We start from the raw sequence: 23,398 nt of genomic DNA, 5'->3' as shown, positions 1-23,398 counted from the left end.
CGCCCTTTTGGGCGGCTTTTTACATCATGCGTTTAATGCCTGAATAGGCGGCGCTTGTAGTGCCACCACACCATCATCATCACGACAAGAATCAATAGAAATTGCAGGCATGGTACTGCTGCGAGTATTGCAATGACGTGGACATTGGTAGCCAGTAGATACAGCCATTTCATGCCATCAAGCACAGCCAAAATTCCGAACAGGTACTTCATTTTTATGCTCCTTATGTTTTTTCTTATTTAGTTTTCGGAGCTATGTAACAAGGCTTGTTTGGGGTGAAAAATGGCCCTGAAACTTATTTTTATCTTAATTTTGGATGTTTTTTGGCCTTACTGTCCCACCTCCCGTTCATCTTGCCCTGACCAATCCAGCCGCAAATAAACAAAAGTGTTTACTTTAAACACTTTTGTTTATACAATGACTTTATCGAATCAACGAGGGAGGGCGATGAAATACAGTGAATTCTGGAGATGGCTCAAGGCTCAGGGGGTCACGATAGAAAAGGGCAAGGGGAGCCACTTCAAGGTGACCCACGGTGAAAACACCACCATCGTCCCTTACCACGGCTCGAAAGAGATAAAAGAGCCCCTGAGAAAGAAAATCATCAAGGACCTGGGGCTGTGAAAGCCCCTTGTATTTCACGCCTGACACGCTGTACACGTCGCCACGGAGGCAAAATGCACGCATATCCGATCGATATACACACTGACGTAGACCCCAGCGTCTGGGCGTCCAGCCCGCTGGTGCCACCGTTTAACTGTGCCGGTGATGACGTTGCGGATCTGCTGAATAACGAGGCAGAAGACGCGATGATTGCCGCGCTATCTATCTACGTCGACCAGGGTAAAAAGGTGCCAGTGCCCGATCGGGCACCGGATGGCGCTGGAGTTTATCTACCGGCACTGACCATGGCCAAAATCGCACTGTGGAACGCCATGTGTGATCAGGGCGTGACGCGCTCAAATCTCGCCCAACAGCTCGGTATTAGCGCCGCCGCTGCCGGTCGCCTGGTGGATCTGCTCCATCATTCGAAACTGGAAAACGTCGAGCGGGCGCTCAACGTACTGGGCCGCCGCATCCTCTTGGATGTTGCTGTCGCCTGATCCTGCCTCACAACATGAAAGCATGAAAACATGCTTTCATGTTTTCTTTACGCTCCATATCCCAGCAGGCTTACACACATAGCCGCGTAGTGGCTGACACCGTCAGAGCGCAACGAAACCTTGCTGTGTTTTAGGGCACCATCTATGCACGCTGCCAGCTGTTTGGCCTCGGGCTCCATGTCTTCGACAGGCTTGTCGAGTGACAGCTTGTCCTCTTCCTGCAGCCGCTCCAGCCACAGCCCGGCGGTGGCCACCTTCATGTAGTCCCGGGATTCCTGCCAGCGCTTCTGATCAACATCATGCTCCCACGCGTCCTGCATCCACTCCGGGCGGTCATCGCCACAGCCCGACAGGATCGCAGCCGCCATGACCAACGCGCCACACTTCATTAACCGCATATCAATCAGCCCCTGCTGTTATTTGCTCCCATAGTAATCGAGCCAATGCGATACAGCACCACGGGATGACATCAGAACAGTCGGGCGATGGCCACGGCCAGGCCGCCAGCGATCGGGGCAATGATCAGAGCCGTTCGGACACGGCGCTCAGGAAAGCTGCCGACTTGGGTCCACCTGTAAACAGCCTTCACGACGCGTTTCATCGGAGTCAGTCGCCGCGATAGTCGCCGCGCAGCGTCCAGGTATCAGGGGTGGTTTCGAATTGCTGCCGACTGCTTGATTGGCGATGCCTGGAAAGGATGCCGGCCGCCAGCAGATCCACCGGCTGACTGTTGTCGCGCTGGAGATAGCCAACGCCGGCGCACGGATCGCAGTGGAAGCGATGAAACAATCCACGCGTGGTGCCAGCGCCGTGGCAGTGAGGGCAGGGCGTAGCGCCCAGAGTGATGAGAGTGTCAGTCATGCTTGAATAATACGGTGTTATATCGCGCAGCGATATGTAAGGCGCTCTCCCATGCCGGGCTGAATCACCAAGCGTTCACGCCGTAAACGCGCCGTAGGCGCTCGACATTGAGTCGTCGCCATTCATCATTACTGATTAACGGGTTTAGGGGCGAAGCCCCGTCAGCAAAGGCGCTTTAGCGCCTGCGCAGTATAGAAGTGCGGTTACTCGACTTGTCGAGGCATTTTAAAGAGGGGTGGGGATAACGCCCGGGTACCGGGTGTTAGACGTACTACGGTTTTTCATAAGAAGTACATATGAACAGGGGACAGTTAAAAAACTGTGGTATCAGATAAAGCTATCTATAAATCACTTAATTTTAGATGGGAAAGGGACATAGGCAGGATGGTCGGCCACAAAGACTCAAAATTGGCACGAGAAATGACAAATGCCGGTTTAATAGAGGCGTGAGATGGGCTTAGGAGCAAGGAATATAGATGGCAGGCATGAGGAAGCCGCCAGAAAGGCAGGCGAGAAAGCGAGAGGAGGGGTAGGGATTATTGCAGCTGTCGGCGCTCGTGATACGGCGGGAATTCTATATCGAGCAACTGCCGGATCTGTGCCGCCGTGGCGTTCGGGTTGTTGGCCACTATCTCGACAAAGCGTGCATTGCGCGCCTGGCTATAGTGCCGCTGCTTTTCCTTCTCCGGGTCGGCGTCGGCAATGTCTTTTACGCCTCGGCGCTTCTTGGGCAGTAGCGATCGAACGCCACCGCCGGCCGCTTTGCCTGCCACCAGATTACGACGGGCCTTTTCTGCGTCAGTCTCGGCAGGAAACTGCTCGCGGTGCTTCTTCTTCGCCTTTTTGAGCTTGTTGCTGGCCCACGTGCGCAGATCCTTGAGCGCTTGATATCCCACGCGCGCCATGGACACCAGAAAGTCCATATTGACGTGCTTGATAGCCGGACGGGCGCGCACGCGACCATCAGCCAGCGTCTCGGCAACACGATGCACGGTGAATGCGCCCGCCAGCTTGAGCCGCCGCCATGCGCGCACAAAGCGCTGCGAGGGCTGCGGGTAGTCAGGATCACAGCCCGGGGCCATCAGACCCGCCAGCTTGGCCAGATAACCGCATGATCGCGGGATGAAGCTGCCGTCGGCCCTGGGCGTGCCCACGCGCATGGACGCAAAGTCGATGCATTGGATGATGGCGCGCAGCACCAGCGACTCGGCAGCACGCCCCTCACTGCGATTGCAGCGCGGGTCACCATCAGTCTTGGCACGGCCATTCAGGTTTGAAAGCGTAGGAAGGATCGTCGGCGACCAGTAATAGTCGGCGGCGGCATCAAGCAACTGCTGATGAGTGCGGGACAAGCGCCGCGACGTAGGGGCCTGGAATCGGTCGGCCTCGCCCTTTTCAGGATTGTGGCCACAACGATTACCGGTACCCAAAAAGCGCCCGGGGTGCTTATACGGGGATTTACCCCAGCGCAGGGGGAAGCCCTGCAGCATACCTGCTGATTCCATGCAAAAACGCCTTGACGGCTTGCCCAAGGCTCATGCAGCAGGTACACTGAATTTGTCGATTTCGTCAGTGACCTGCTGAACGAACATCCGAAACCGCTGGGGTTGGCGCCCCGGCGGTTTCTTTTTGTGCAGCCATTATCTAAATTGTTGAATTCCTTACCTATCATCGCGCTCTGCGATGTCGAATGACCACCAGCATATCACTTCAATTCTATTTTGACACGTTTTGTGACAACATTTTTTCTTGTTGCTCCAAGCGCTTTTGCTCGGCCGCTATCGGTACTGCATTTTTAACCATCATCAGTCCGTGAGCGAACCCGGGATGGTCTCGATCGTCACAACCGATGAGATATGCGAGCTGGTCATCGATTCCAGCGAGAGTATCACGCGCGCTCGATCCCACTAAAGGGTTTTTCCCGTGGACCTGGGTGCTGCCTGCCATCATCTACCAAAACCTCCCGTCGCTTACCTGCCCTCTATCGGGGCGCTGGTCTTAACCTGAATTATCCATACTGTACATTTAAACAGTACCTTATGCATTTGTTACATCGTGTTTCGTTAATGCTTTTTTGATCTGTCTCTATAATCATTCCTCCTTTTTCGGCGTCACACACGACACCGTCGTGTAGGACACCGACCCGCTTTCGATAACGTGCTCGGCGGTCTCGACCAGCCACCGCCGATTGGCGCTGGCCTTGTGACCGGACAACACGATGTGGCCCTCGGCCATGATCTGCGGCGACAGCGGCCGCGTCAGGCTCAGTGAGGCAGTGCCCCGCTGTAGCGTTCCCAGCTTTGACTCGGCGGCCTTCTGTGCCGCGTCCTCGCTCTTGTGGTTCTGCCGCATGGTAAATACCGGCTCACCTGCGCCGATCGTTACCGCGACACGCTCCTGGGCGTCCTCGTCGAACCAGTACGCGACCACGGACTGATAGTCGTTGTGCTCGGTGATCGTCACGCGCCCGGAACTGTTGGCCGCATCAGTGATTGTGACGTCGGGAAGATCCTTGCCGCTGACGCTTTTGGCCTCGGCCTTGGGCACGATCACCAGCCGGTCGGCGACGGGCTTGAACACCGCGTCCCGGTCCTTTGCCAGACGCGTCAGCAGTGACATATCCGACTCGCCGCGCTGGTCGATATGCTCAAACAGCACCCCCGCCAGCGCCTCCGAAACGGCCGATTCATAGCCGTTGGACTTTGCAATCTGGCCGACCAGATCCCCTAGGGTGATATCGTCATAAGTCCGATCGCGCGGGGCCTTGAACGCGCTGGTCATCTTTGCGGCTTTCGCATGAATCACCAGCGCCTGATCGTCCAGTGGCTCCTCCAGTTCGTCGACCTCATAAACGCCCTTGAACGTCAGGCCGTCATCCGGCCCAATCCAGACCCGCAGCGCGGCCCCGGTCGGCGGCAGGGCGATGGCATCATCCCGATTATCCAGCTCGATCGTGACCGTATCCGAATCGATACCGGCCGCATCATGCACACGCAGCGATATCAGCCGGTCGCGGATCTTCGCCGTGATGTCGACACCGTTGGCCAGGACCATGTATGCCGCCTGTTTCATGTCGTTTTCCTCAGTCCCACAGCGACACTTTCGCGTTGTCTTCAGGCTCTGGCAGATCCGGCAGCTCGATGATCGTATGCTCCGGAATCACCGCCCCCTGTCGAGCTAGCCCCGGGTTTGCCTCCAGCACCAGCTCGGTGGCGTTCTTCTTTTTGCCGCCGTAATACTGGTGACAGATGGCATCAAGCATGTCGCCCGGCTTCGTTCGATACTTCATGCAAACACCCCGTCATCGCCGTATTCCGTAATCGACAGCGTGCCCTGTATCGACATGGGCGTGCCGTCGCCCATGAACAGCTCCTCGGTCACGTCCAGCTGATTGACCACCCACAGGCCCAGATCCGTACCCGCCGGCACGATCAGCCCCATGACCCAGCGCGATCCGCCAGCGACCAGCCGCACCGGCTGACCGGCGTCGCCCATGGCCTTCAGCCGCCCCATCACCTGCAGGTCACGATTGCGCTCCGGATAAACCGCGATCGATAGCTTTTTGGTCACCGCGTCGGCCCCGTGAAACTGCAGGCCGGGCTTGCGCCGGTAACGGTCCTTTTGCGCCCAGCGCCACGACATCGATGTCTGCAGCTGCTGGTACTGCGGCCCCGTGATCGAAAACTGAAAATCGCCCAGCGCCATCATCACTTCCGCCGCCATCGCCGTTTTCCCTTATTTTACCGGGTCGCCCAAAACGCCCGAAATCTGGCCACTTTGTCTAAAAATCATAAGGGGCAGGCCCGCCGAAACGGGCCTGCCCCTTTACCCATCCACCAGCCGGCCACGCTCACGCCGGGCCTGCTGACGGTCGCGCGCATCCAGTTGCTTGCGCACTTCCTCGCCAACGTCCTGCGCGGATTGCCCCGGCTGCTGCGTGATGTGGATCTCCGATCGCCGGTCTGACTGATCGACCACAGTGGTGCCGCCGCTGGCTGCCGCCACACTGCCGACTGCCGATGCCGGCACCGTGCCAGTCGCATTGCCAGCCTGCTCGGCATTGCGGGCAAACTCCGGATCACTGCGCAGATCGGGGGGCACCGCTGCCGATATCTCGGAGACCCGCCGGGTGACTTCGACCTGTTTTGCGTCGTCATCCCCGAACAGCGAACTCCAGGCACTGCCCAGCGTGTCCTTGATCTTGCTGATCGGCCCCAGCACGCTGCTGGTGATCCAGTCGAGCGCGCGGCCGAAAATGCCCATGACGCTTTCCCACATACCGGCGAAAAAGTCCGGGATGCCGGACCATGCACCTGTAACCAGCGACAGCGGATTGAACCCCAGCAGACCGGTGATGTATTCCCAGCCGGCCGAAAAGGCCCCCTTGATGCTGTCCCACAGCCCCATGAAGAAGCCCGAAAGGGGTTCCCAATAGCGATAGATCAGCGCCACAGCTGCTACCAGCAGGGCAATACCTGCAATCACCAGCCCGATCGGGTTAGCGTTCATTGCCGCGTTCAGCGCCCACTGAGCGCCGGTCATGACTGCCATACCTGCTGCGGTGGCTTTCTGCGCCGCGCCCATGATCACCATGCCGGTGGCCGTAGCGATCGCGCGGGTTTTTGATACCGCCATGGCCACGTTCGCCTTGATGGTCGACCATCGCAGAAAGTCGAATGCCTTACGGGCGAGGATCACCGCATCAGACAGCCCGGCAAACGCAAACCGACTCAGAATCGAGGTGGCCATCAATGCCATCATCGCTACCGCGACAATCCCGAGCACTTGCCCCAGAATCGGGAACCGCTCGGTCAGATCCGCCACACCAAGGGCCATATCCCCGATGATGCCGGCCACGGTAATCACCACAGGGGCAAAGCCCTTGCCCAGCGCGGCTGTGGCATTCTGAATCTTCTGGCTCATGCGCTCGGTGGCCTTGTTCGGACCATCCTGCATGGCTTGCGCCATTTCCCGGGTGTCTTCGGTTCCTCGCCTGACTGACTCGCCCATGCCGTCGATGCCGTCTCGCAGCCCATCAATGTTGCCGTACAGCAGCTTGATCATCGACACGGCCTCGTCCGTGCCGAACGCTTTTTTCAGCTCCTGGGCTTCCACGGCGTCGATGGTGTCGCCGTACTTGCTGCGCAGCTGATCCAGTATCTCCGGCGTCGACAGCAGCTGATTGTTGGCATCCGTGAACGTCAGGCCCAGCTTTTCACCAGCCCCGCTGGCTGCGTTGAGAAACGCCCGGTATTTGGTGGCCGACTCCGACCCGGACATGGTGCGCTGCAGCTCGCCCAATATCGCCAGCTGCTCCTCGAACGGCACATTCGCGGATGTCGCTGTCGAGCCCAGATTGGAAATGGCCGCCGACATCTCCGAACCGTTGGTCTTGTATGCCTTGACCGCCGATGCGATACCTGCGCTGAAATACTCGCCAAAGCGCATGTCGCGTTCCTGGTCCGATAGCGCATGCCAGCCGTCGATCATCTCGGCACCGAACGCATCGAACTGCTGGCGATAGATGCCATAGCCGGTGGCAAATAGCCCGGTCATCTGTTCCGTTGTCGACTTGGTCGCCGCAGCGGTCATGCCGGCGATCCTGGTGAACTCGCCCACAGCCTCGTCAGATAGCGACGAGATGCCCGATTTGATGTCGTATGACGCGCGGATGAACTCGGGCGCGGTGGTGCCCGCGAACTCGTTCGAAAACTCCTTTGCCTTTTTCGTAATCGCATCGATACCGGCCGCATCGATCCCCAGCGAGCGGATCTCGCCCTGGGCGTCAGTCAGATCCCCATAGGCTTTGGTAAAGCGGGATACAGCGAATGCACCCGCTGTCAGCTTTGCGGTATCCATCAGGGCGCTTGAGCGCAAGCCGCGGTTGCGTTCCTGGGCATCTGCCATGCGCTTTTGGCGGTTGGCAGTGTCATCGAGCGCCTTTTGCTGCCGCTCCAGATCCTGCGTGTATTTCTGGGTTTCCTGTCGGATGCGATGGGTCGCATCGTTGAGATTGCGCGTGGAAACGCCAGCATCATTGAGCCGCCGGCGCATGTCCTGCAGCTCGCGGGTTTCGCGCTGGTGAGAGTCGCGCAGCGACTCCACCTCGCGCTTGGCCTTGTTGAACTCCCGGGTCAGTGACTTTGATGGCTTTTCTGCATTGCGCATGTGACGGGCCAGATCATCGACCCGCTGCTGGGCGGTCCCGATCTGCTTTGATGCGTCACCGACGCTGCGCTTTAGCTGCTTGAAATGCTCGATGTCCTTGCTGGTCGCGCCCAGCCGCTCCAGCTCCTTCTGGCTCTTTTTGACCCGCTCCGACATGCGCTCGGTCTGGCCGGTCACCTTCTGCATGGGCGATGTGATCTTGTCGACCAGCCCCATGATGACATTCAGACGCATGTTGCTATCGGCCATGCTGCCCCCTCAAACGACAAAAGGCGGGCACCCCTTGGGTTACCCGCCGTGACCTTGCCCGATGTTCTCTTTGCTCTTTTCGTGCCGCTTGATGGCGATGGCGTGCCAGCGCATCAGCTCATCGACCGACATTGCCGCCGTCGTGCCGGCATCCCAGCCCGTAAACACCAGGAATATGTCCGCTTCGGCTTCCATGATGTCCGGCGGCAGCGCCGTCATTCCGTGAAAAAAGCGACCACCTCCTGCTGTACTGCCAGCAGGTCCTTGGGCCGGAGTGCGTCAAACTCGTTGACCGTGATATTCGACAGCCGGGGCACCAGCGTGCGATGGGCGTTGATGTCCATGCGCAGGATCGAAAAGTTGTCGAGCCCGCGCAGCTCGCCGCTGGTCGGCTCGCGCAGGGTCACTGTGTCGATAGTCTGGGCGCTGTCATCCTTGCCGCGTGTGATCGGGTTGGCCAGCGGTACGGTACGGGTTTCCATGATGTTGCTTCCTTGATTGAAGGCGTAAAAAAGCCGGCGCGATGGCCGGCGTTATCGGGGTCTGAAATACTGCTGCGTTACTGCGCCAGCGCGGTGCGGATCGCCTCGTTACGGTCCTTGCCGTTGACACGGTAAATGTTGGCCAGCTTGTCGATGTGGATGATCTCCTTGCCGTCCAGCTCGAACTCGAACATCTCGACATCGATGGCAAACTTGGTGGTCGACTCCTTCTCAGGCGCCCATTCGTTGAACTCGACCTCGCGCCAGAATCCCTGCTGACGCACCACCACGGTCTTGATCACCCCGTCGACGTCGACGGCCCCGCGCGCGATGAATACCTCCTCGCGGCTTTCCCGATCACCAACCAGCCCGATCACACGGCTGGCATAGTGCGAGATGGTCACCTCGCATTCCAGCTTTTCCAGCCGGCCCGTGTCGCGCGCAATGTCGCCGGCCACGCCCGCCATCGCCACGTCGATCATCTTGGTCGCGATCTTGGGCAGGGTCATGGTGTTGGCCAGCCCCGCGAACGACTCGTCCTTGAAAAAGCAATTAATGTCCACCAGGACACTCGGCATTTTTGCCATGATTCACCCGCCCTTATGCGAAAATGGATTCGTTGAACTCGGTCATCACGTGCTGCCTGAAAGTCAGGCGCTCGGCGATGTCGTAAAACCCGAGTGAATAATCGACATAGACCTGACCGGTACCGGTCGATGCCTCGTTCAGCTCCTTGTCGACCCACACTTCCCCGTCACGGATGACGCCGCGCAGCTTGAGCCGGCGCAGCAGCTTGTTGACCCGTTTGATGACGCCGTCGACATACGCCTTCGTGATGTTGCGATCGACCATCTCCTGATGCGCCACCATGATCGAATCGCCCACGATGTAGCGGATGCGCTGATGGGGCAGCATGGTGCCGTTGCACAGCCGGTTGCCGTACAGGTACTGGCCGCCCTGCATGCCGGCGATCACGGACACGTTGTTGCTGTTGTACAGATTGGCCTTGCTGGTCGTGGAACCGATGGCGTGGTCGATGACCTCGCGCGAACCCTGAATGTTGTAGATCTTCCGGCTCGACGGGCTGTTCCAGTAGCCCTCCTCGTTGTCGACGCGCACGATGTGGCCAGCGATGGTCGGCGACATCCAGCGGCCGACGCTCTCGGCCAGATCCGCATCAAACACCTTCACGCCACCGTTGACGAAAAACACCTCGTCGAGTGCCTGGGCTTCGTTGATCACCGCCGAATAGCCGCTTTCGCTGCCGTCGATGATCGGGATGGCGCGCAGCTTCTTGCCCAGCGTTTCCATCGCCGGGCGCACCTCGTCGCGCTGCGAGTAGTCCGGGGCCAGAATCAGGCGCGGGCGCACACCCAGCAGGGTCTCGGCTGCCAGCATCGCCTGCATGCCGGTGTACTTGCCGGTCTCGTCATCGACGCTGCCGATCACGTTGGCCATCTCCTGCGCGTCGTCGGCGTCTGACGCCACACGCACGACCACGACCACGGCGCCGGTCTGGGCATAGATATCCTTAAGCGCCCATTTCAGCGTGCCCTGCTCGCCGGCCTTGGCCAGCAGCTTGTCGCTGTTGACCAGCGTGGGCGTATCCAGCGGGAAGGTGGCCGCGTCGGCATCATCGGCTGTGGCCACCAGCCCGATCGTCGATGCCGCCAGAATCTCGATCGGCTTGTCGTTGTTGTCGAGCCAGAAATGCTCGACGCCGTGCAAATAGTCTCCAGCCATGTCAGGCGCTCCATACAGGCATAAAAAAACCCGCCAGCGGCGGGTCGTGTGGGTTACTGCAAGGGCAGCAGGTGCCAGTAATCGGCCAGCTGGGTCAGCAGGTCGATCAGTGTGGCCAGTGTTTCAATGATGATGTGCAGTCGTTCGATGTGTCGCATTGTTGGCAACCTCTCCGGTGGATTCGGCTGCCCTTTACAATGTTGTCACGACAAGTTGAGGCGTTAGCGGTGGACGTTGTAAAACACGCCGTTACAGCTCGGCAGGTTCAGCCGGCTTGGCCAGCGCTTCCAGCTCGTTGATGTATGGCTGGGCGACTTCGAGCATGTCGGCGTCGTCAGTGGCATCGCGCACGGCCGCCTTGCCGGCGAGACGAACGCGGCGCACGGTTTGCAGCAGCTCGACAGCTCGCGCGGCGGCCTCGGCGATCTGCTCAGCCGCAGCCTTTACGGTCAGGCCCTCGGCGTCGGCGTAGCTCTGCACCGCTTCGGGCACTTCGCCATCGGGGTCGTTGCGGTAGGCGACCAAAGCCTCGGCGACGATCTGATACTCCGCGTCGAGATACTGGCCGACCGAGCGGTCAGCCGCGCGGATGCGGTCGGCGGTGGCGTCGATCCAGTTGATCGCCCCATCGCGACGGGTTTCGGGCGACTCAGGCTCAATATCGATCCAACAAGGCTGACCATCACGCCCACTCGACAGCCGCTTGCCTACCGCCGCCCCCGCACGCCCGTATTGCTCGAACACCTCAGCAGTGACTGCAATTAAATCAGACGGCCAGTTGCCTGCTTCGCGGTACGACGCTTCATGCGCGGGATCATAAAAAACACCTTCTGACGCACTAAACAGCATCATCATTCCCCTATGGCCAAACAGTCGAGAATCAGGGTTTCAGTGCCTGACGTGTTGCTCCCTCTTACACGCGTCAGCTTGACGGAGCCCGACGCGCGACCGTACGACTCCAAGGCGCTCGACATCTCGCTTCCCTCGACCGCGCTGTCGGGATCATCAAGGGGCTCTACAAGCAGCTTGTGACAGCGCGACGGAAACGCTATTGGATAATTGAAGTAACGAGAGGCGACGTCATGCAGATTCGTGCCCGGGCCGCCTACGACTCGCTGAAACATTTGAATAATCAGTTTTCTTCGAGTCTTGCCATCGTAGTACGGAATGGTAATGCTGCCCGATCCAGTGCTGCCGAACGCCCCTGTCACACCCGCAAAATATTCCCACGCGCGCCAGCCGTTGTTATAGACCCGCTGGGCGAAACCCTCGGCGTAATCCACACGCGCCGTTTGCGTGATGTTGTTACTACCCTTTGCAATGACATCAAGGGCATAGCCACCGTTAAACGGATGGTCGCCCTTGTATTCGTCCCAATCACCGCGCGCGTAATAACGCCCGAGTAAATCGAGGGCATCGATATCGTGACAGGGCCGCTGCGACGGCGAGATACCGACCCCGAAGTCGCCCACCGATAGCAGTTCGCCGGCTGCATTGCCGATATTTTTAAGTGCACCGGTGCCCAGCATGGCGAGCACCGCCTGCACCGTACCGGCACCGGCGAACTTTTCGAGCGCTTCAGTTAGTGCGATCTGACCGGCTTTATGCGCTTCCTTCTCCGTCCGGTGATCATCGAGCTGAGCCTTGCCGCCTGCGGGCGTTTGAGCCGCTTTCGATTCTTCCCCCTTTTTTGACTCGGCCAGCGTGGCGTAGCGTGCGAAACCCTTGTTTTTGGTATCCGCGTCGGGGTGATTGCGGCTTTTGGCGTGCTCGGCGTCGCGGTCGTCAACGTACTGACGTGTGGCCAGCACCACCGACGGGTCGATCTTGAGCGTCACCGCGCTGGTATCCGACACCATGAGCACGAATCGCACGGTTGACGTGCGTGAACTGCCCTCGTCCAGTATTGGCTTGTAGGTCTCGGGGTAGTTGCCATACGCGACCAGATCGCCCTGGTCGTCATAGATGCCCACCTCGCGGATGGTCCAGCCGCCAACCGCCGGGGGGAGGATCTGTTCCAGCACCAGCCAGTTAGGGTTGTCGGCGTCCTTGTACGCATGATTGATCGGGCCGACGCGCACCTGGTTGATCATGGCCTCCTGCTGCTGTACCTGATCCGGTGTCAGCTGCCGGCCATTGGCATCACCGACGACCATCTGCGTCATGTTGATCTGCTCGCCAACGCCTTTCGCGTTGGCGTACTTCGCCTGACCGATCTTGGTCAGCCGGGTATAGAATTTTTGTGCCATGGTCAGGATTCCTGCAGGGGGTAAACCGTAGTGATGTCGCGGGTCTCGATCACTGCGCCGATGAACAGCGCGCCGCTGGATGTCATGTCTTCAGGGGTCGGGGGATAGACGGCCGTGATATCGCCGCAGTAGGTCGCCGCACCGATATAGAGCCCGCCGCGCACCTCGCCCATCACGTCGAATTGCTCCAGCACCCGTGTCAGGGGCTTGGTGTCGTTGAGAATGGCCAGCAGATCGTCCTGCATCTCCTCGGTGACGCCCTCATCGCGGACGCTGGCCCGCATACGGAACGTGCCGCGCTGCCGGCGTGGCTCTGTCTCCCACCATTCGATCAGCTCGATGTCGACATTGACCGCCGCCAGCGCCTGCCGGATGGCCGGGCGTGTGCCCTTGGCGCGATGCACGTCGAGACTGGCCGCCACCACCTGCCGCTTTTTCTGCTCGCTCCAGTGCGTGCGCCAGACATCGACCGACAGCGCCCACGCCAGATAGGGCAGCACGATCAACGGGCAGGCCCACGGGTCCCACAGGGTGGCGATCGGGATCTCCACGGTATCGATACGGGACAGCGCTTCGTCCAGCTCGCGCTCCAGCTCGCTCAGATGCGGGGGTAAAATGGTCTTGGCCATCATCCGCTCCCGATCTGATAGGTCACGTCCAGCGCTGTGCAGTACGGCACCTGGTGGACCTCGGGCCGGATATCCTCCCAGCCCTCCAGCACCACCTCCTCGACGCCTTCCACGGTCAGCGCCGCATCCAGCGCGCTGCGCACGACAGTGCGATGAAACCGGTGGCGCGATTCGACATAGACGCGGCAGGCGTCCTGGGCAACCTGACGCGCGACCTCGGGGTCCGGGCCTTCCTTCATGATCAGCCGCGCCGTGACCTGATAACGCAGGATCTCGCCGCTATTGACGGTGATCAGATCGCCCATCGGGGCCTTGCCCCACAGCGAGGCATACACCCGGGCGCACAGCTCGGGGCTGGCCGTGCCATCGCCGGTACGGCTCAACACGTAGATAATGCCCTCGCAGGGCGCCGGGCAGGTCGCTTTCGCATCCTTCACATCCGGATCGGCTGACCGAGCGTTGTACTCGTAAGCCCCTTCCGGGCCGGCCACCGACAGCCCCTCGGGGGACAGCTGCAGGCGCTCGGCGTAATCCTCGTCGGCCTCCCCCTCAAGACGGGTTACCGGGCTGCCATCGGCATTGCGGTAATAGGTCGAGCCGATATGGTCCAGCTCGCTGCCCTTGGCATAGGCCAGCATCAGGCCGCGTGCCTGCTCGTTGGCGTCCTGCCGCAGCAGCATTTCCCGGTAGGCACCGGCCAACGCCACGCGGTAGGCGGGATCAGATGGGCTGGCATTGTCGAGCGCGGCCCGCTCGGCGATATCGGCAACGATGGCCTCATAATCGACCTGCTCGACGACCGTCAGGGCCGGCAGCAGTGACAGGTTAATTCCGTCCATTCCACATGATCCCGTGTGTATCGTCGGTAGTAATGCTGCGGGGCTGGCCATCGATCAGCAGCAGACCAGACACGGCCAGCTCCACCTGATTTGATTCAGGCTGTGATAGCTGCAGGTTCTGCAGCCGGAAGTCGTCGAGCCCGTTGGCCGGGTCGCTGATCGCTTCCGCCAGTCGGATATAGGCGTCCATGTGGAATGCCTCGTTGACGTTGCGGTCCTGTATCTCGTGCATCCGTGACCCAAAGTCGCGCCGGCCAACCAGCGAGCCAATCGGCGTATTGATCACGTCCTCGAGACGCTGACGCAGATAGGGCACGCCGCTGATCAGCGCACCGGTCACGCGGCACATGCCCTGTTTCATACTGAGTCCTTACTGCTGCTGATTGACCTTGCCGACGTTCGGGTGGTCGTGGCCGTTATAGATATCGCGGTCGCCCTGCATGCTGCGCGTGCTGTCAGAGACATCACCGGTGGCCTTGATGTCACCCTGGACGGTCAAATCACCGATGATGCGCACGCCGCCCTTGGCGGTGATCGTGGCCGTGCCGGGACCGGCCACGTTCAGATCGAAGTGCTTTTGCTTTTGGTGGTGCGACATGGCCGACCCGTCGCCGAATTCGACCAGGAACAGATCCGGATCACTTGACGGTGCCGGCATGGCCCGGTGGTAGCTGCCGGGCAGGATCTCGCCCATCGTCAGGTCACCATCGCTGATGACGGTCACACCCTCGCCGACCTCCGGTGCCCACCAGACCGTGGCCCGGCCGGTGCGGATCGGCTTCCATTGCAGCCAGCCGGTGGTCATGCCGCCGCCGTAGCTGACCCGGGCGACGTGGCGCGCGTGGTTGACGGCCACGATCCTGCCGCGCACGACCATTTGCGCCACGCGGCGCTCCAGCTCCTCCAGCCGTGACAGCACATCGCTCATGGTCAGCCCTGCGTGTAGTCGTCTGCGTGGTCAGCGCCCACGGCCGGGTATTCGCCCATGAACACCTCGATGGGCAGATAATCCGGCGGCACTTCAGGGCGGCCCAGATGAATGGTCTGTTTCCAGCTGGCTACCCAGCTCTCGAACCCCTTGTCATCGGGCTTGAACATGCCGGGATAGGCCGACAGCGCCTCGGGACGCTCGACCGATTCGCCCAGCCCCCAGCGATTGCCGTCGACGATCTGCAGCACCAGCGCGGCAAAGTTGCGGATCTCCAGCGCTACCCTGGGCGTGTTCACACTCAGCACGCAGTGCGCGGCAAACTCGACCTCGACCGGCGTTCGCCCGTCGGTGATACGCCTGCCCGGGTGCATCTCGACCGCCTCGATCAGAATGGCCGGCGACGTGACCGCCAGACCGCCGCCCAGCGGCTGGTAGGCATCGACCGTGGCCAGCCACGGCATCTGCCTTTTAAATTCTGCGACCATGGCGTCATGGCAGGCCGTCAGGCCATCAACGACGTTTTGCGTTTTCATGATTCACCGCGTAGTTCAGCTCTTGCTCGATAAGCTCCCCGAAACGGGCCTCGGCCCGCTTCTGGTAGCGCCTGAAGATATCGCCCACCAGATCATCCAGCTCAATGCCCACACGCTGGACCGGAAAGCGCCCGGCCAGCTCCCGGGGCACGCGCCCGGCGCCCGGCTTGCGCGCCTTGCCCAGCGTGAAATGCCCTGCCGTGGCATTGCGCCGGGTTCTGATCCAGACGTTTTCCTCGGGGTTGTAGATTTTCGCCACGAACGCACCGTCAAAGCGGTGCTTGCCCGTCGTGGTGCCCCGCTTGGTCTGCCGGGCCTTGCCGGCCTGCTCGGCCGCCAGCGGCAGGGAGCCGAACCACAGGATGTGCGCGCGATCGCGCCCCTTGCCGACCACGGTGGTCGACATGCGGGGCTTCAGCGCCTTCTGCGGGACACGAAGCGCGGCGCCGACTTCGCGGGCGATACGTGTTTTCAGCCAGCGGATGGTTTTTTTGATGGCGCGATCACCGGCTTTTTCGATCTGCGCCGGAGTGGCCTGTATGGCCGCCGTGGCCCGAGTAATCTCCCGAGCGAAATTCAGTTGAACGCTAACGCCAGCCTGGGCCATCGGAGTCTCCCTCCTGCGTCGGTGGTCCGTCGCTGTTGGCCAGCCACAGGGTCATGAACCCCTGACCGTCCGGGTGGTGATCAGCGACGTAGTAGATGGCATCCACACCGACGATCTCGACCTGCCACGCGGTGCTGATGCCACGGCACTTGCTCGACGGCACGGTGAAAATCGGGCGGCGACGGTTAAGCGTCAGCCCGCCACGCCCGGTGCCCTTGCGCTCGGCCGATGTTTCCAGCACGGCATTATCGAAAATGCCGTCCACCGGGATGCGATCGCCATTCGGCGGCAGCAGCCAGCCGCTGGAATCCGATGCCATGGCAAAGGCGCGCTCGGTGAAACGGTTCAGACGTCTGGCCATGGGCTCCTCGCATAACAAAAAGCCCACCGGGTGGTGGGCTTTCGGTTATGCCCTGCCGGATGGCAGGGCACAGGGTCATGGGTTACAGCACGTTTTTCAGCAGCAGACCGCAGTCCGGCGCCACTCCCAGCTCCTTGACGGACTCACCGACGCGGACGACTTCGCCGCCGCGCAGGCCAATGTCCTTGTCCCACCAGGTGCCGGTAAAACGCTCGCCAAATTCTGCCGTCAGCCCCCACGTCATGCGGCCATTCATCGTGTCGGCCTGTCCGTCGAGATAGGTGAACGCGGCGTGATCGGTCCATGCCCGGGCGATCTCAGGCGGTTTGCCCTTTTGCGCCTTGTTGAAACGCGCCTCGCCGACGAACACGTTCTCCAGCTCCAGCAGCTCGGCGACCTGTTGGGTGGTCAGCGTGCCCCGGTCACCGCTGTTACCGTGCATGGCTGCAACAAAAGCGCGGTTGGTACGCAGCTGGGTCCACTCGGCACGGCCGATCGTCAGCGTATTGGGACGCATCATCGGTCTGTCCAGCAGCTCCAGCAAATACGCCAGCAGATCCGCGTCCTTGTTGCTGAACTTCATGGCCGCTTCCAGCTCTTGGACGCTGCCGTAGTTGCGCGGATCAAACAGCACTTTCGCGGCGCGTACTTCGCGGTTCAGCAGGATCAGGTCCGTCAGCCCCTCGGTGGCGTGATCGAGCGGGTCATAGTTTTCCGGGGCGTTGTCGATGTCGCTTTGCGGGATACCGTCCTGCAGACCGTGGTCCTCGGTTTTGGCCGTTTCCTCGGTAGCGCTGAACTCGACTTCAGGCGTCAGACCCTTACGCGACACGCTGTCATTGACCAGCTCCAGACGCTCGGTCTTGCTGAATTTCATCCATTTGAAAGTCTCAGCACCGACCGGCACGCGGGGCAGCACCGAGTCGGCAATCAGACGGTTATTGGTGTACGCAATGGCAATGGCCGTGCGTGCAGCATCATACGGAAAGGGGCGAGGCATACTCGGTTACTCCAGGCAAAATCAGAAATGAAGCGGGGGCCTGTCAGGCCCCCGTGGTGGTGTCGGTGGCGACCGGATCGCCCGGCACAACGCCCGCCTCTAGCCAGACATGACCGATGACCCCTTCGTCGCCATCGTGCTCGGCGATCGCGCGGTAGGGCTGACCCGATGCCGCAACTACGGCGCGGCCGTCGCCGTCGGTGGTCAATCGATCCCCCACGGTGATGTCGTCGGCAAACTCGACCTCGCTGATACCAGCCCGGATCACGTCCGCCAGCTCGCCGGCTTTCGCGCCCAGCGAGTCCGAGACGCCCATCAGCGTCTGTTCGGGGCCGCTGGCCTGCGCGGCCACACCGGGCTCATCGCCGTATGTGATGAATCGATGCGGCGCGATGGCCGCGGTGGCTCGATAGCCCTTGATGAACGTTGGTTTCATTTCGCAGCTCCTGTGATCTGACGAACGGCAGCGGAATAGGACAGCTTCTCGCCCCGGGCAGCGGCTTCACGAACCAGTGCCCGAGCGTCGTTGCCGACCTGTTTGGAATTGATGGTTGTTTTGCCGCCGTCTTTAGAGGCGACGTCCTTTACACCGTTGGCCTCGGACTGCCCGGCACTTTGGAGATAGTCCGACATGCTGCCGCGCTCTGCCGCCAGCACCTGCGCTGCGGCGGCGTTGCCATCGGTCTTACCGTCGATGGCCAGCGACTGGATCAGCGCTTCATGGCCCGGCATGGACTGCTCGAATACTGCCGCCACACGGGCAGTCTCGGCGGCATGCCCCTCGGCGTAGCCTTCCAGTTTTGCCTGCTCGATCGCGCCGGCCTGCTCGGCCTTGGCCTGGTCAACGCCCTGCTGAGTAATCGCGTTGTACGCCTCCGGGTGCTGCGCTTTCAGCGACTCGGCGACGGCTTCGGCCGTGGCGCCCTGCTCAATGGTCAGACACATGGTTTTGTCCTCTTTCGTTGCTCGATGGGCCGCACGGCCCGTGGTGGTGTTTCCCCGGGAAAGCTCGGCAATGACGCCTTCGAGACTGCCCAGACGATCCGCCAGCCCGGCATCAACGGCCTGCTGACCAACCCGCAGGCCGCCGCTGTCGCCGCCGGTGACCACGTCATCGGCGGTGATGCCGCGATTGCGCGCCACACGGCCGATGAAGACATCCGCCATGGCGTCGACAGACTCCATGGCCTTGGCCTGACCCTCGGCGCTGGTCATGTCGGGGCGCTTGTTTTTGGATCGGCTCGATACCAGCTCGATGGTCTGGATCTGGTCGGTGTCTTTCACGATGCGGTAGGTGGCCACCACACCGATCGACCCGACCTGCGCGGTGTCATCCACCACGATCTCGTCGCAGGCGCTGGCCAGCCAGTAGGCACCGGACGCCACGTTGCCGCCGCCATAGGCAATGATCGGCTTGGTTCCGCGTGCGGCGTGGATCTGATCCGCCAGCTCGTTGATGCCGGTGACCTGCCCGCCGGGCGAGTCGATCTCCAGCACCAACGCCTTGATCTGCTTGTCTTCCAGCGCGGTGGTGATCTCGGTCGAGAGTCGCTGAACGGTCGCGCCACCACAGACATCGGTGAACATCGACGCATAGCGCGAGATCACACCGGTGACAGGGATCACCGCGACACCGTCGCGATTGACCACCGAGCGGGTGCCGTTGACGGGCAGGCCGTCGCGCTTGAGCACCGCTTCGATGCCGCTGGGGCCATCGCGCCGGGCGATCGCGGCCATGTCCTCCAGCACGCTGGGTTGCAGCGCCCACTGCTGCCCGGCCAGATACTGCAAGGCGTAAAAGCTCATGGCTCAGCCTCCATAATGAGAAGCCCGGCGCTGGGCCGGGCTTTCGCGGTTGTCGTTGTCGTCCGGGTCTTCCTCCGGATCGGGCTCTGCCCCGTCACCCTGGGCAGATGGCTGCCATTTGCGCCGCTCCTCGATGCGCCGTTGCTCGTTCATCTGCGACCAGCTCTCGCCGACGTTGCGCCGGGCTTCGCGCTCGTTGGTCGTGATGCCGATTTTCAGGCGCTTCTCGGCGGCGTTGGCCGCTTTCAGCTCGTCGATTTCTCCCATCACCGGGCCGTGCCACAGTGCACGGCAGTAAGCGCGTCGAATCATCGGGTCCTTGAAAAACCCCGGCATGTGCAGCCGGCCCCGAGCAACAGCCTCGGCGATGATCGCTTCGTAATACGGCTGACAGATGCTGACCACCACATCGGCCCGATCGACAAGGATGTAGGACGAAAACTGCAGCAGCGCGGCACGGCTGGCTGAATAGCTGGCCGTGAAATGCTTCAGCAACACCTCGAACGGAATACCCAGTGCGCCGCCGATCTGTCGCCACAGCGCCGTCACGAACGGGTCAAACTGCGCGTTGGGTCGCCCGGGGTTCGCGGTCTCGATGCTTTCGCCTTCGTCCAACTCGGTGACCAGACCGTCGCCCAGCCGCAGGTCGCGCTCTTCCGGGTCGTCACTTCCAGCGTCGTCGTAATCTTCATCACCGGCGCCGCCGGGGGCGTAGGGATCACGCGAGCCGCCGCCCTCGCTCTTAATGAACACCGTGAACTTGCTGGAGATGACCGACGCCATCAGCTCGGCGTCGACGTAGCGGCCGGCCTGCTTGATCACTTCAATGACCGGGGCCAGATCCGGCACGCCGCGCGTCTGCCCGGCGCGCAGGTTGTGATTGGACAGAATCAGTACGTTGCGCGCGCCGTTGTCGCGATAGACCGGCACCCGCTGCCACGCGTTGCTGCCTTTGCCGAATCGCCGGGTCGGGCTGCACTGCAGAATGTGCAGGGCATCCGTTGCGCCGTGCTGGTCCAGCTCGAAGCCGCCCGACATGCTGTCGGTGTCCGGCTTGTTGTTGGGATTGCAGACTCGGTCGGATTCCACCGACTGAAACCGCGTGTGGTAGGGCCAGTCGCCGCGCTCGAAGTGCGGCAGCAGCAAAAACGCATCACCGTTGGTGCGGCTGGAGTGATAGATCTCCGCCTGTTTCTGGTAGAAGGTTTTCCGCCGCGCGGCGTCGCCTTCCGGTGACGTGGCCACCAGCTCGAACTCGCGCAGAATCTGTGCCTGTAGTTTCTCGGCCTGCTCCGATGTCAGCCCCAGATAATCGGCATCGATGTTGGGCTCGGGCCGCAGACCGGTGCCGATCACATACGTCGTTTTGGTCTTGAGTGCGCCATGGGCCAGCGGGTTGTTACGCTCAAGATCGCGCGATCTGGAGCGCAGCGTGTTCAGCTCCGGGTTCAGATCCTCGTCCGCGCTTTTCCTGCTGGTCCACCAGCTTTTCAGCGACGGGCGCGACCGGCTGGCACCGGCATAGGCGCCCGATGCCTCGATCTGCATTCGTGCCACCGCACGCTCGCGCCCGGCGGACGGGTCGAAATAGGCAATCGCCCGATCCACCAGATTCATTTTCATACCGGGACCCCTTGCCGAAACCGTGGCCCGCTGCGCAAGCGTCGTTCCAGATACGCCTGCCGGGCATACAGTTCTTTCAGACTGGCCATCGTGACCTGACGTGTGCCGCCGGCCGTGGTGATCGTGACGCTCTGGCCACCTTCGAGAATGTCGTGAATCGCTGTCTCAAGGGCCGCCAACTCGCGCCTGATGCGCTCTCGCTCCTGTCGCGTCATAGCTCGCACTCGCTGAGCGCCCCACGCCGTCGACGCCGCTTGCGTGATCGTGGCGGCGCGTCGGGTTCGGGGCGTGGTTTCGGTTTCGGTTTCCGGGGCGTTACGGGTTCGCCGCCGTCATCATCTGACGGCGGGTTACCGTCGCCGGGGTCCTGGTCATCGATCATCATGTCGCCCTTGTCGGGGAGTCGGTGGACCTGCTCCAGATGCGCACCGGCAGCCGCCAGCACCTCGGCATCAAAGAAATGGTTGTCGGTGCGCAGCTTCTGCCAGAACACCTCGCCGGACTGCGTGACCATGCGCGCCTCCGACACCACCTGCTGGCAGTAGTCGTCGGTCGCATCCTGGGAGACGAACCACGCGCCGGGCTGATCGACCGGCCAGTCAATGCGCGCATGCACCCACGATTTGAAATGGTGGGTATGCACCAGCATCAGCTTGAGCGGCTGTCGCTCGTGGCCCTTCTGGTCGATGTCGCTGAATTTGTACGGCTTGTCCTGTCGGCGGCGCCCCTTGGCCGGGATCGCCCGGCCGTAGTGGCGTCGGCAGAACTGATAGACCATGTGTACCGGTGCTGACTTGCCGCCCGGCTTGTAGCCGGAATCCACCAACATGCGATGAATCGGCATGCGCTGATAGCGGGTCTCCAGCAGATCCCCCAGCGCTTGCCAGACGGGTTCATGCTCGGTATCACCCCAGATCTCCCCGGCATCGATCAGCCACGACGTGGCGTTGTAGCCAAAGGCGCGCACCACGTAGACCAGCCGGTCGCCCTGTACGTCGACACCGGCGATGACCAGTTGGGCACCGCGTGGCAGATCGCCAAACGCGAATGGCCGGCGCAGCTCCGCGACCTTCTCCCACGGCGGGGCATCGCCCTGCACCGAGTACAGCTCGCCAAAGCCGGTATTCACGGCAGCCTGAATGCGGCCCGGATCGCCCGAGCGCTTCGCAGCCACGTAGGTTTTGGCCCGATGGCCAAACGATCGCCACGGCGAGCACAGACCAGAAACCCAGAAAGACGCCTCCGGGTTGCCATCATCCGGTGACAGGTACAGTCCGAAAGCTACCGTGTGGGTCTCGCCTGCCTGCTCGATCAGCGCGCCGGCATCGGTAAAGCCGGTGATCTTCTGACCGGGGGCGACGAACACGCCCCGATCATTCATCCACTCTTTCGAGTCCTCCAGGATCGGATCGCCATCATGCGGGCAGGTCAGATACGCCTGCTTCAGCGCCTCACCCGGGGTGCAATCGTCCGGAAACCACAGAAGCTCAAACCGGGGCACGAAATAGCGCTGACAATGCGGACAGGGCACCGCCCATTCATGCCGCGTGCCTTCCTGCCACAAGCGCCAGATCGGTGAATGCACCGAGTCGCTGGGCTTCCAGCGAGTCAGCTCGGCATCGGCGTCAGTCTCGGTTTCCAGCGTGCCCACGGTGGGCGTCGATACCGATGTGACGCAGCCGTCGATGAAGTTGGAGACACGGGCTTCGGCCAGCGCCCGGGGGTCACCCTCGCCGCCAACGTTGTTACCCATGCGGTCGCGTTCGTCCAGAAAGACATCACGCGACGGGTGCGACGCCAGCTCGGTGGCAGATCCGGCCCAGCCAAAGCCGATGCGCTGCCCGTTGATGAACTTCTCGTTGATCGTTTCCTTCTTGCCCTTGGCCAGTGCCTCCCACAGACGCGGGACCGACTTCAGCAGCTTGGTGAAACGATCCTTTGAAACTGATTCGACGTTTTTACGGGTCGGCCCGATGTACAGCACCGGGCCGGGGTCGTCGTCCATTCGCCAGCCAATGCCGTTCAACAGCACGCCGTCGGTTTTCGACATCTGCGCGCCCATGACCGCCGATACCGCCGAATAGAGCGGATCACGTATGGCGTGCGTGATGCCCTTCACCCATGGCGCGCGGCCGCTGTTCCATTGGCCGGGCTCTGGACTACCCGGGGGCAGCACCCGGTTGGCATCGGCCCACTCCCACGCATCGCGCATCG

At 61.4% G+C, this 23,398-nt stretch carries 28 protein-coding genes; 2 read left to right on the top strand and 26 right to left on the bottom strand.

Features of this window, described 5'->3' with window-relative positions; translation table 11 throughout:
• Positions 1-447 precede the first annotated feature (447 nt).
• Together IE123_RS16030 and IE123_RS16025 are read left to right on the top strand one after the other, a co-directional pair.
• Positions 448-624 carry a type II toxin-antitoxin system HicA family toxin gene (locus IE123_RS16030; RefSeq protein WP_189520096.1) on the top strand — a complete coding sequence of 59 codons (177 nt, stop codon included), beginning with the start codon at positions 448-450 and terminating at the stop codon, positions 622-624.
• 53 nt (positions 625-677) lie between these two features.
• Positions 678-1,103: a type II toxin-antitoxin system HicB family antitoxin gene (locus IE123_RS16025; RefSeq protein WP_189520094.1), complete on the top strand. Its 426-nt coding sequence runs from the start codon at positions 678-680 to the stop codon at positions 1,101-1,103.
• A gap of 47 nt (positions 1,104-1,150) precedes the next feature.
• Here IE123_RS16025 and IE123_RS16020 read toward each other — a convergent pair whose 3' ends face one another.
• The 26 genes from IE123_RS16020 to IE123_RS15895 all read right to left on the bottom strand — a co-directional run bounded on the left by IE123_RS16020 (position 1,151) and on the right by IE123_RS15895 (position 23,396).
• The gene (locus IE123_RS16020) at positions 1,151-1,471 is read right to left on the bottom strand and encodes a hypothetical protein (RefSeq protein ID WP_189520092.1); all 321 of its coding nucleotides are present in this window, start codon (positions 1,469-1,471) and stop codon (positions 1,151-1,153) included.
• Positions 1,472-1,709: 238 nt separating this feature from the next.
• Positions 1,710-1,964 (bottom strand): hypothetical protein, encoded by a 255-nt coding sequence (locus IE123_RS16015; RefSeq protein ID WP_189520090.1) that lies wholly within the window; start codon positions 1,962-1,964, stop codon positions 1,710-1,712.
• 536 nt (positions 1,965-2,500) lie between these two features.
• A complete protein-coding gene (locus tag IE123_RS16010; RefSeq protein WP_189520088.1) occupies positions 2,501-3,469 on the bottom strand; it encodes a plasmid replication protein repA in 969 nt (322 codons plus the stop codon).
• Positions 3,470-4,055: 586 nt separating this feature from the next.
• Positions 4,056-5,018: a contractile injection system protein, VgrG/Pvc8 family gene (locus tag IE123_RS16005; RefSeq protein ID WP_189520086.1), complete on the bottom strand. Its 963-nt coding sequence runs from the start codon at positions 5,016-5,018 to the stop codon at positions 4,056-4,058.
• Positions 5,019-5,046: 28 nt separating this feature from the next.
• Positions 5,047-5,253 carry a tail protein X gene (locus tag IE123_RS16000; protein WP_189520084.1) on the bottom strand — a complete coding sequence of 69 codons (207 nt, stop codon included), beginning with the start codon at positions 5,251-5,253 and terminating at the stop codon, positions 5,047-5,049.
• Entirely contained in the window at positions 5,250-5,687 is a 438-nt protein-coding gene (locus tag IE123_RS15995) for a phage tail protein (RefSeq protein ID WP_189520082.1), read from the bottom strand. Before IE123_RS15995 ends, IE123_RS16000 begins: the two co-directional genes overlap by 4 nt.
• A 102-nt stretch (positions 5,688-5,789) precedes the next feature.
• On the bottom strand, positions 5,790-8,381 hold the full coding sequence (locus IE123_RS15990; RefSeq protein ID WP_229819817.1) for a phage tail tape measure protein: 2,592 nt from the start codon (positions 8,379-8,381) through the stop codon (positions 5,790-5,792).
• A gap of 39 nt (positions 8,382-8,420) precedes the next feature.
• Complete coding sequence (locus IE123_RS15985) at positions 8,421-8,600, bottom strand: GpE family phage tail protein (protein WP_189520080.1); 180 nt, start codon at positions 8,598-8,600, stop codon at positions 8,421-8,423.
• The gene (locus tag IE123_RS15980; RefSeq protein ID WP_189520078.1) at positions 8,597-8,863 is read right to left on the bottom strand and encodes a phage tail assembly protein; all 267 of its coding nucleotides are present in this window, start codon (positions 8,861-8,863) and stop codon (positions 8,597-8,599) included. Before IE123_RS15980 ends, IE123_RS15985 begins: the two co-directional genes overlap by 4 nt.
• A gap of 77 nt (positions 8,864-8,940) precedes the next feature.
• The gene (locus tag IE123_RS15975; protein ID WP_189520076.1) at positions 8,941-9,450 is read right to left on the bottom strand and encodes a phage major tail tube protein; all 510 of its coding nucleotides are present in this window, start codon (positions 9,448-9,450) and stop codon (positions 8,941-8,943) included.
• 13 nt (positions 9,451-9,463) lie between these two features.
• Positions 9,464-10,606 carry a phage tail sheath C-terminal domain-containing protein gene (locus tag IE123_RS15970; RefSeq protein ID WP_189520074.1) on the bottom strand — a complete coding sequence of 381 codons (1,143 nt, stop codon included), beginning with the start codon at positions 10,604-10,606 and terminating at the stop codon, positions 9,464-9,466.
• Positions 10,607-10,855: 249 nt separating this feature from the next.
• Positions 10,856-11,461 (bottom strand): hypothetical protein, encoded by a 606-nt coding sequence (locus IE123_RS15965; protein ID WP_189520073.1) that lies wholly within the window; start codon positions 11,459-11,461, stop codon positions 10,856-10,858.
• A complete protein-coding gene (locus IE123_RS15960) occupies positions 11,458-12,855 on the bottom strand; it encodes a phage tail-collar fiber domain-containing protein (protein WP_189520071.1) in 1,398 nt (465 codons plus the stop codon). Before IE123_RS15960 ends, IE123_RS15965 begins: the two co-directional genes overlap by 4 nt.
• Before the next feature lie 2 nt (positions 12,856-12,857).
• Complete coding sequence (locus tag IE123_RS15955; RefSeq protein ID WP_189520069.1) at positions 12,858-13,484, bottom strand: phage tail protein I; 627 nt, start codon at positions 13,482-13,484, stop codon at positions 12,858-12,860.
• The gene (locus tag IE123_RS15950) at positions 13,484-14,323 is read right to left on the bottom strand and encodes a baseplate assembly protein (protein ID WP_189520067.1); all 840 of its coding nucleotides are present in this window, start codon (positions 14,321-14,323) and stop codon (positions 13,484-13,486) included. The genes IE123_RS15955 and IE123_RS15950 overlap by 1 nt, the downstream gene beginning before the upstream one ends.
• Positions 14,310-14,684: a hypothetical protein gene (locus tag IE123_RS15945; protein WP_189520065.1), complete on the bottom strand. Its 375-nt coding sequence runs from the start codon at positions 14,682-14,684 to the stop codon at positions 14,310-14,312. The genes IE123_RS15950 and IE123_RS15945 overlap by 14 nt, the downstream gene beginning before the upstream one ends.
• Before the next feature lie 9 nt (positions 14,685-14,693).
• Positions 14,694-15,251, bottom strand: a complete 558-nt coding sequence (locus IE123_RS15940) for a phage baseplate assembly protein V (RefSeq protein ID WP_189520062.1) — start codon at positions 15,249-15,251, stop codon at positions 14,694-14,696.
• A 2-nt stretch (positions 15,252-15,253) separates the two neighbouring features.
• Complete coding sequence (locus tag IE123_RS15935; protein WP_189520060.1) at positions 15,254-15,787, bottom strand: hypothetical protein; 534 nt, start codon at positions 15,785-15,787, stop codon at positions 15,254-15,256.
• On the bottom strand, positions 15,765-16,394 hold the full coding sequence (locus tag IE123_RS15930) for a hypothetical protein (protein WP_189520058.1): 630 nt from the start codon (positions 16,392-16,394) through the stop codon (positions 15,765-15,767). Before IE123_RS15930 ends, IE123_RS15935 begins: the two co-directional genes overlap by 23 nt.
• Entirely contained in the window at positions 16,375-16,755 is a 381-nt protein-coding gene (locus tag IE123_RS15925; protein ID WP_189520056.1) for a head-tail joining protein, read from the bottom strand. The genes IE123_RS15930 and IE123_RS15925 overlap by 20 nt, the downstream gene beginning before the upstream one ends.
• Positions 16,756-16,837: 82 nt before the next feature.
• On the bottom strand, positions 16,838-17,755 hold the full coding sequence (locus IE123_RS15920; protein ID WP_189520054.1) for a phage capsid protein: 918 nt from the start codon (positions 17,753-17,755) through the stop codon (positions 16,838-16,840).
• A 43-nt stretch (positions 17,756-17,798) separates the two neighbouring features.
• Entirely contained in the window at positions 17,799-18,191 is a 393-nt protein-coding gene (locus IE123_RS15915; protein ID WP_189520052.1) for a capsid cement protein, read from the bottom strand.
• Positions 18,188-19,561, bottom strand: a complete 1,374-nt coding sequence (locus tag IE123_RS15910) for a S49 family peptidase (RefSeq protein WP_189520050.1) — start codon at positions 19,559-19,561, stop codon at positions 18,188-18,190. The genes IE123_RS15915 and IE123_RS15910 overlap by 4 nt, the downstream gene beginning before the upstream one ends.
• A gap of 3 nt (positions 19,562-19,564) precedes the next feature.
• Positions 19,565-21,184 (bottom strand): phage portal protein, encoded by a 1,620-nt coding sequence (locus IE123_RS15905; RefSeq protein WP_189520048.1) that lies wholly within the window; start codon positions 21,182-21,184, stop codon positions 19,565-19,567.
• Positions 21,181-21,399 carry a hypothetical protein gene (locus tag IE123_RS15900; RefSeq protein WP_189520046.1) on the bottom strand — a complete coding sequence of 73 codons (219 nt, stop codon included), beginning with the start codon at positions 21,397-21,399 and terminating at the stop codon, positions 21,181-21,183. Before IE123_RS15900 ends, IE123_RS15905 begins: the two co-directional genes overlap by 4 nt.
• Complete coding sequence (locus IE123_RS15895) at positions 21,396-23,396, bottom strand: terminase gpA endonuclease subunit (RefSeq protein ID WP_189520044.1); 2,001 nt, start codon at positions 23,394-23,396, stop codon at positions 21,396-21,398. The genes IE123_RS15900 and IE123_RS15895 overlap by 4 nt, the downstream gene beginning before the upstream one ends.
• Positions 23,397-23,398: the final 2 nt, after the last annotated feature.

Origin of the sequence: Kushneria pakistanensis (genome assembly GCF_014652795.1) — a bacterium.
Classification (GTDB): domain Bacteria; phylum Pseudomonadota; class Gammaproteobacteria; order Pseudomonadales; family Halomonadaceae; genus Kushneria; species Kushneria pakistanensis.
The sequence above is the reverse complement of the archived record's forward strand: the minus strand, read 5'-3'. Positions and strand labels throughout refer to the sequence as shown.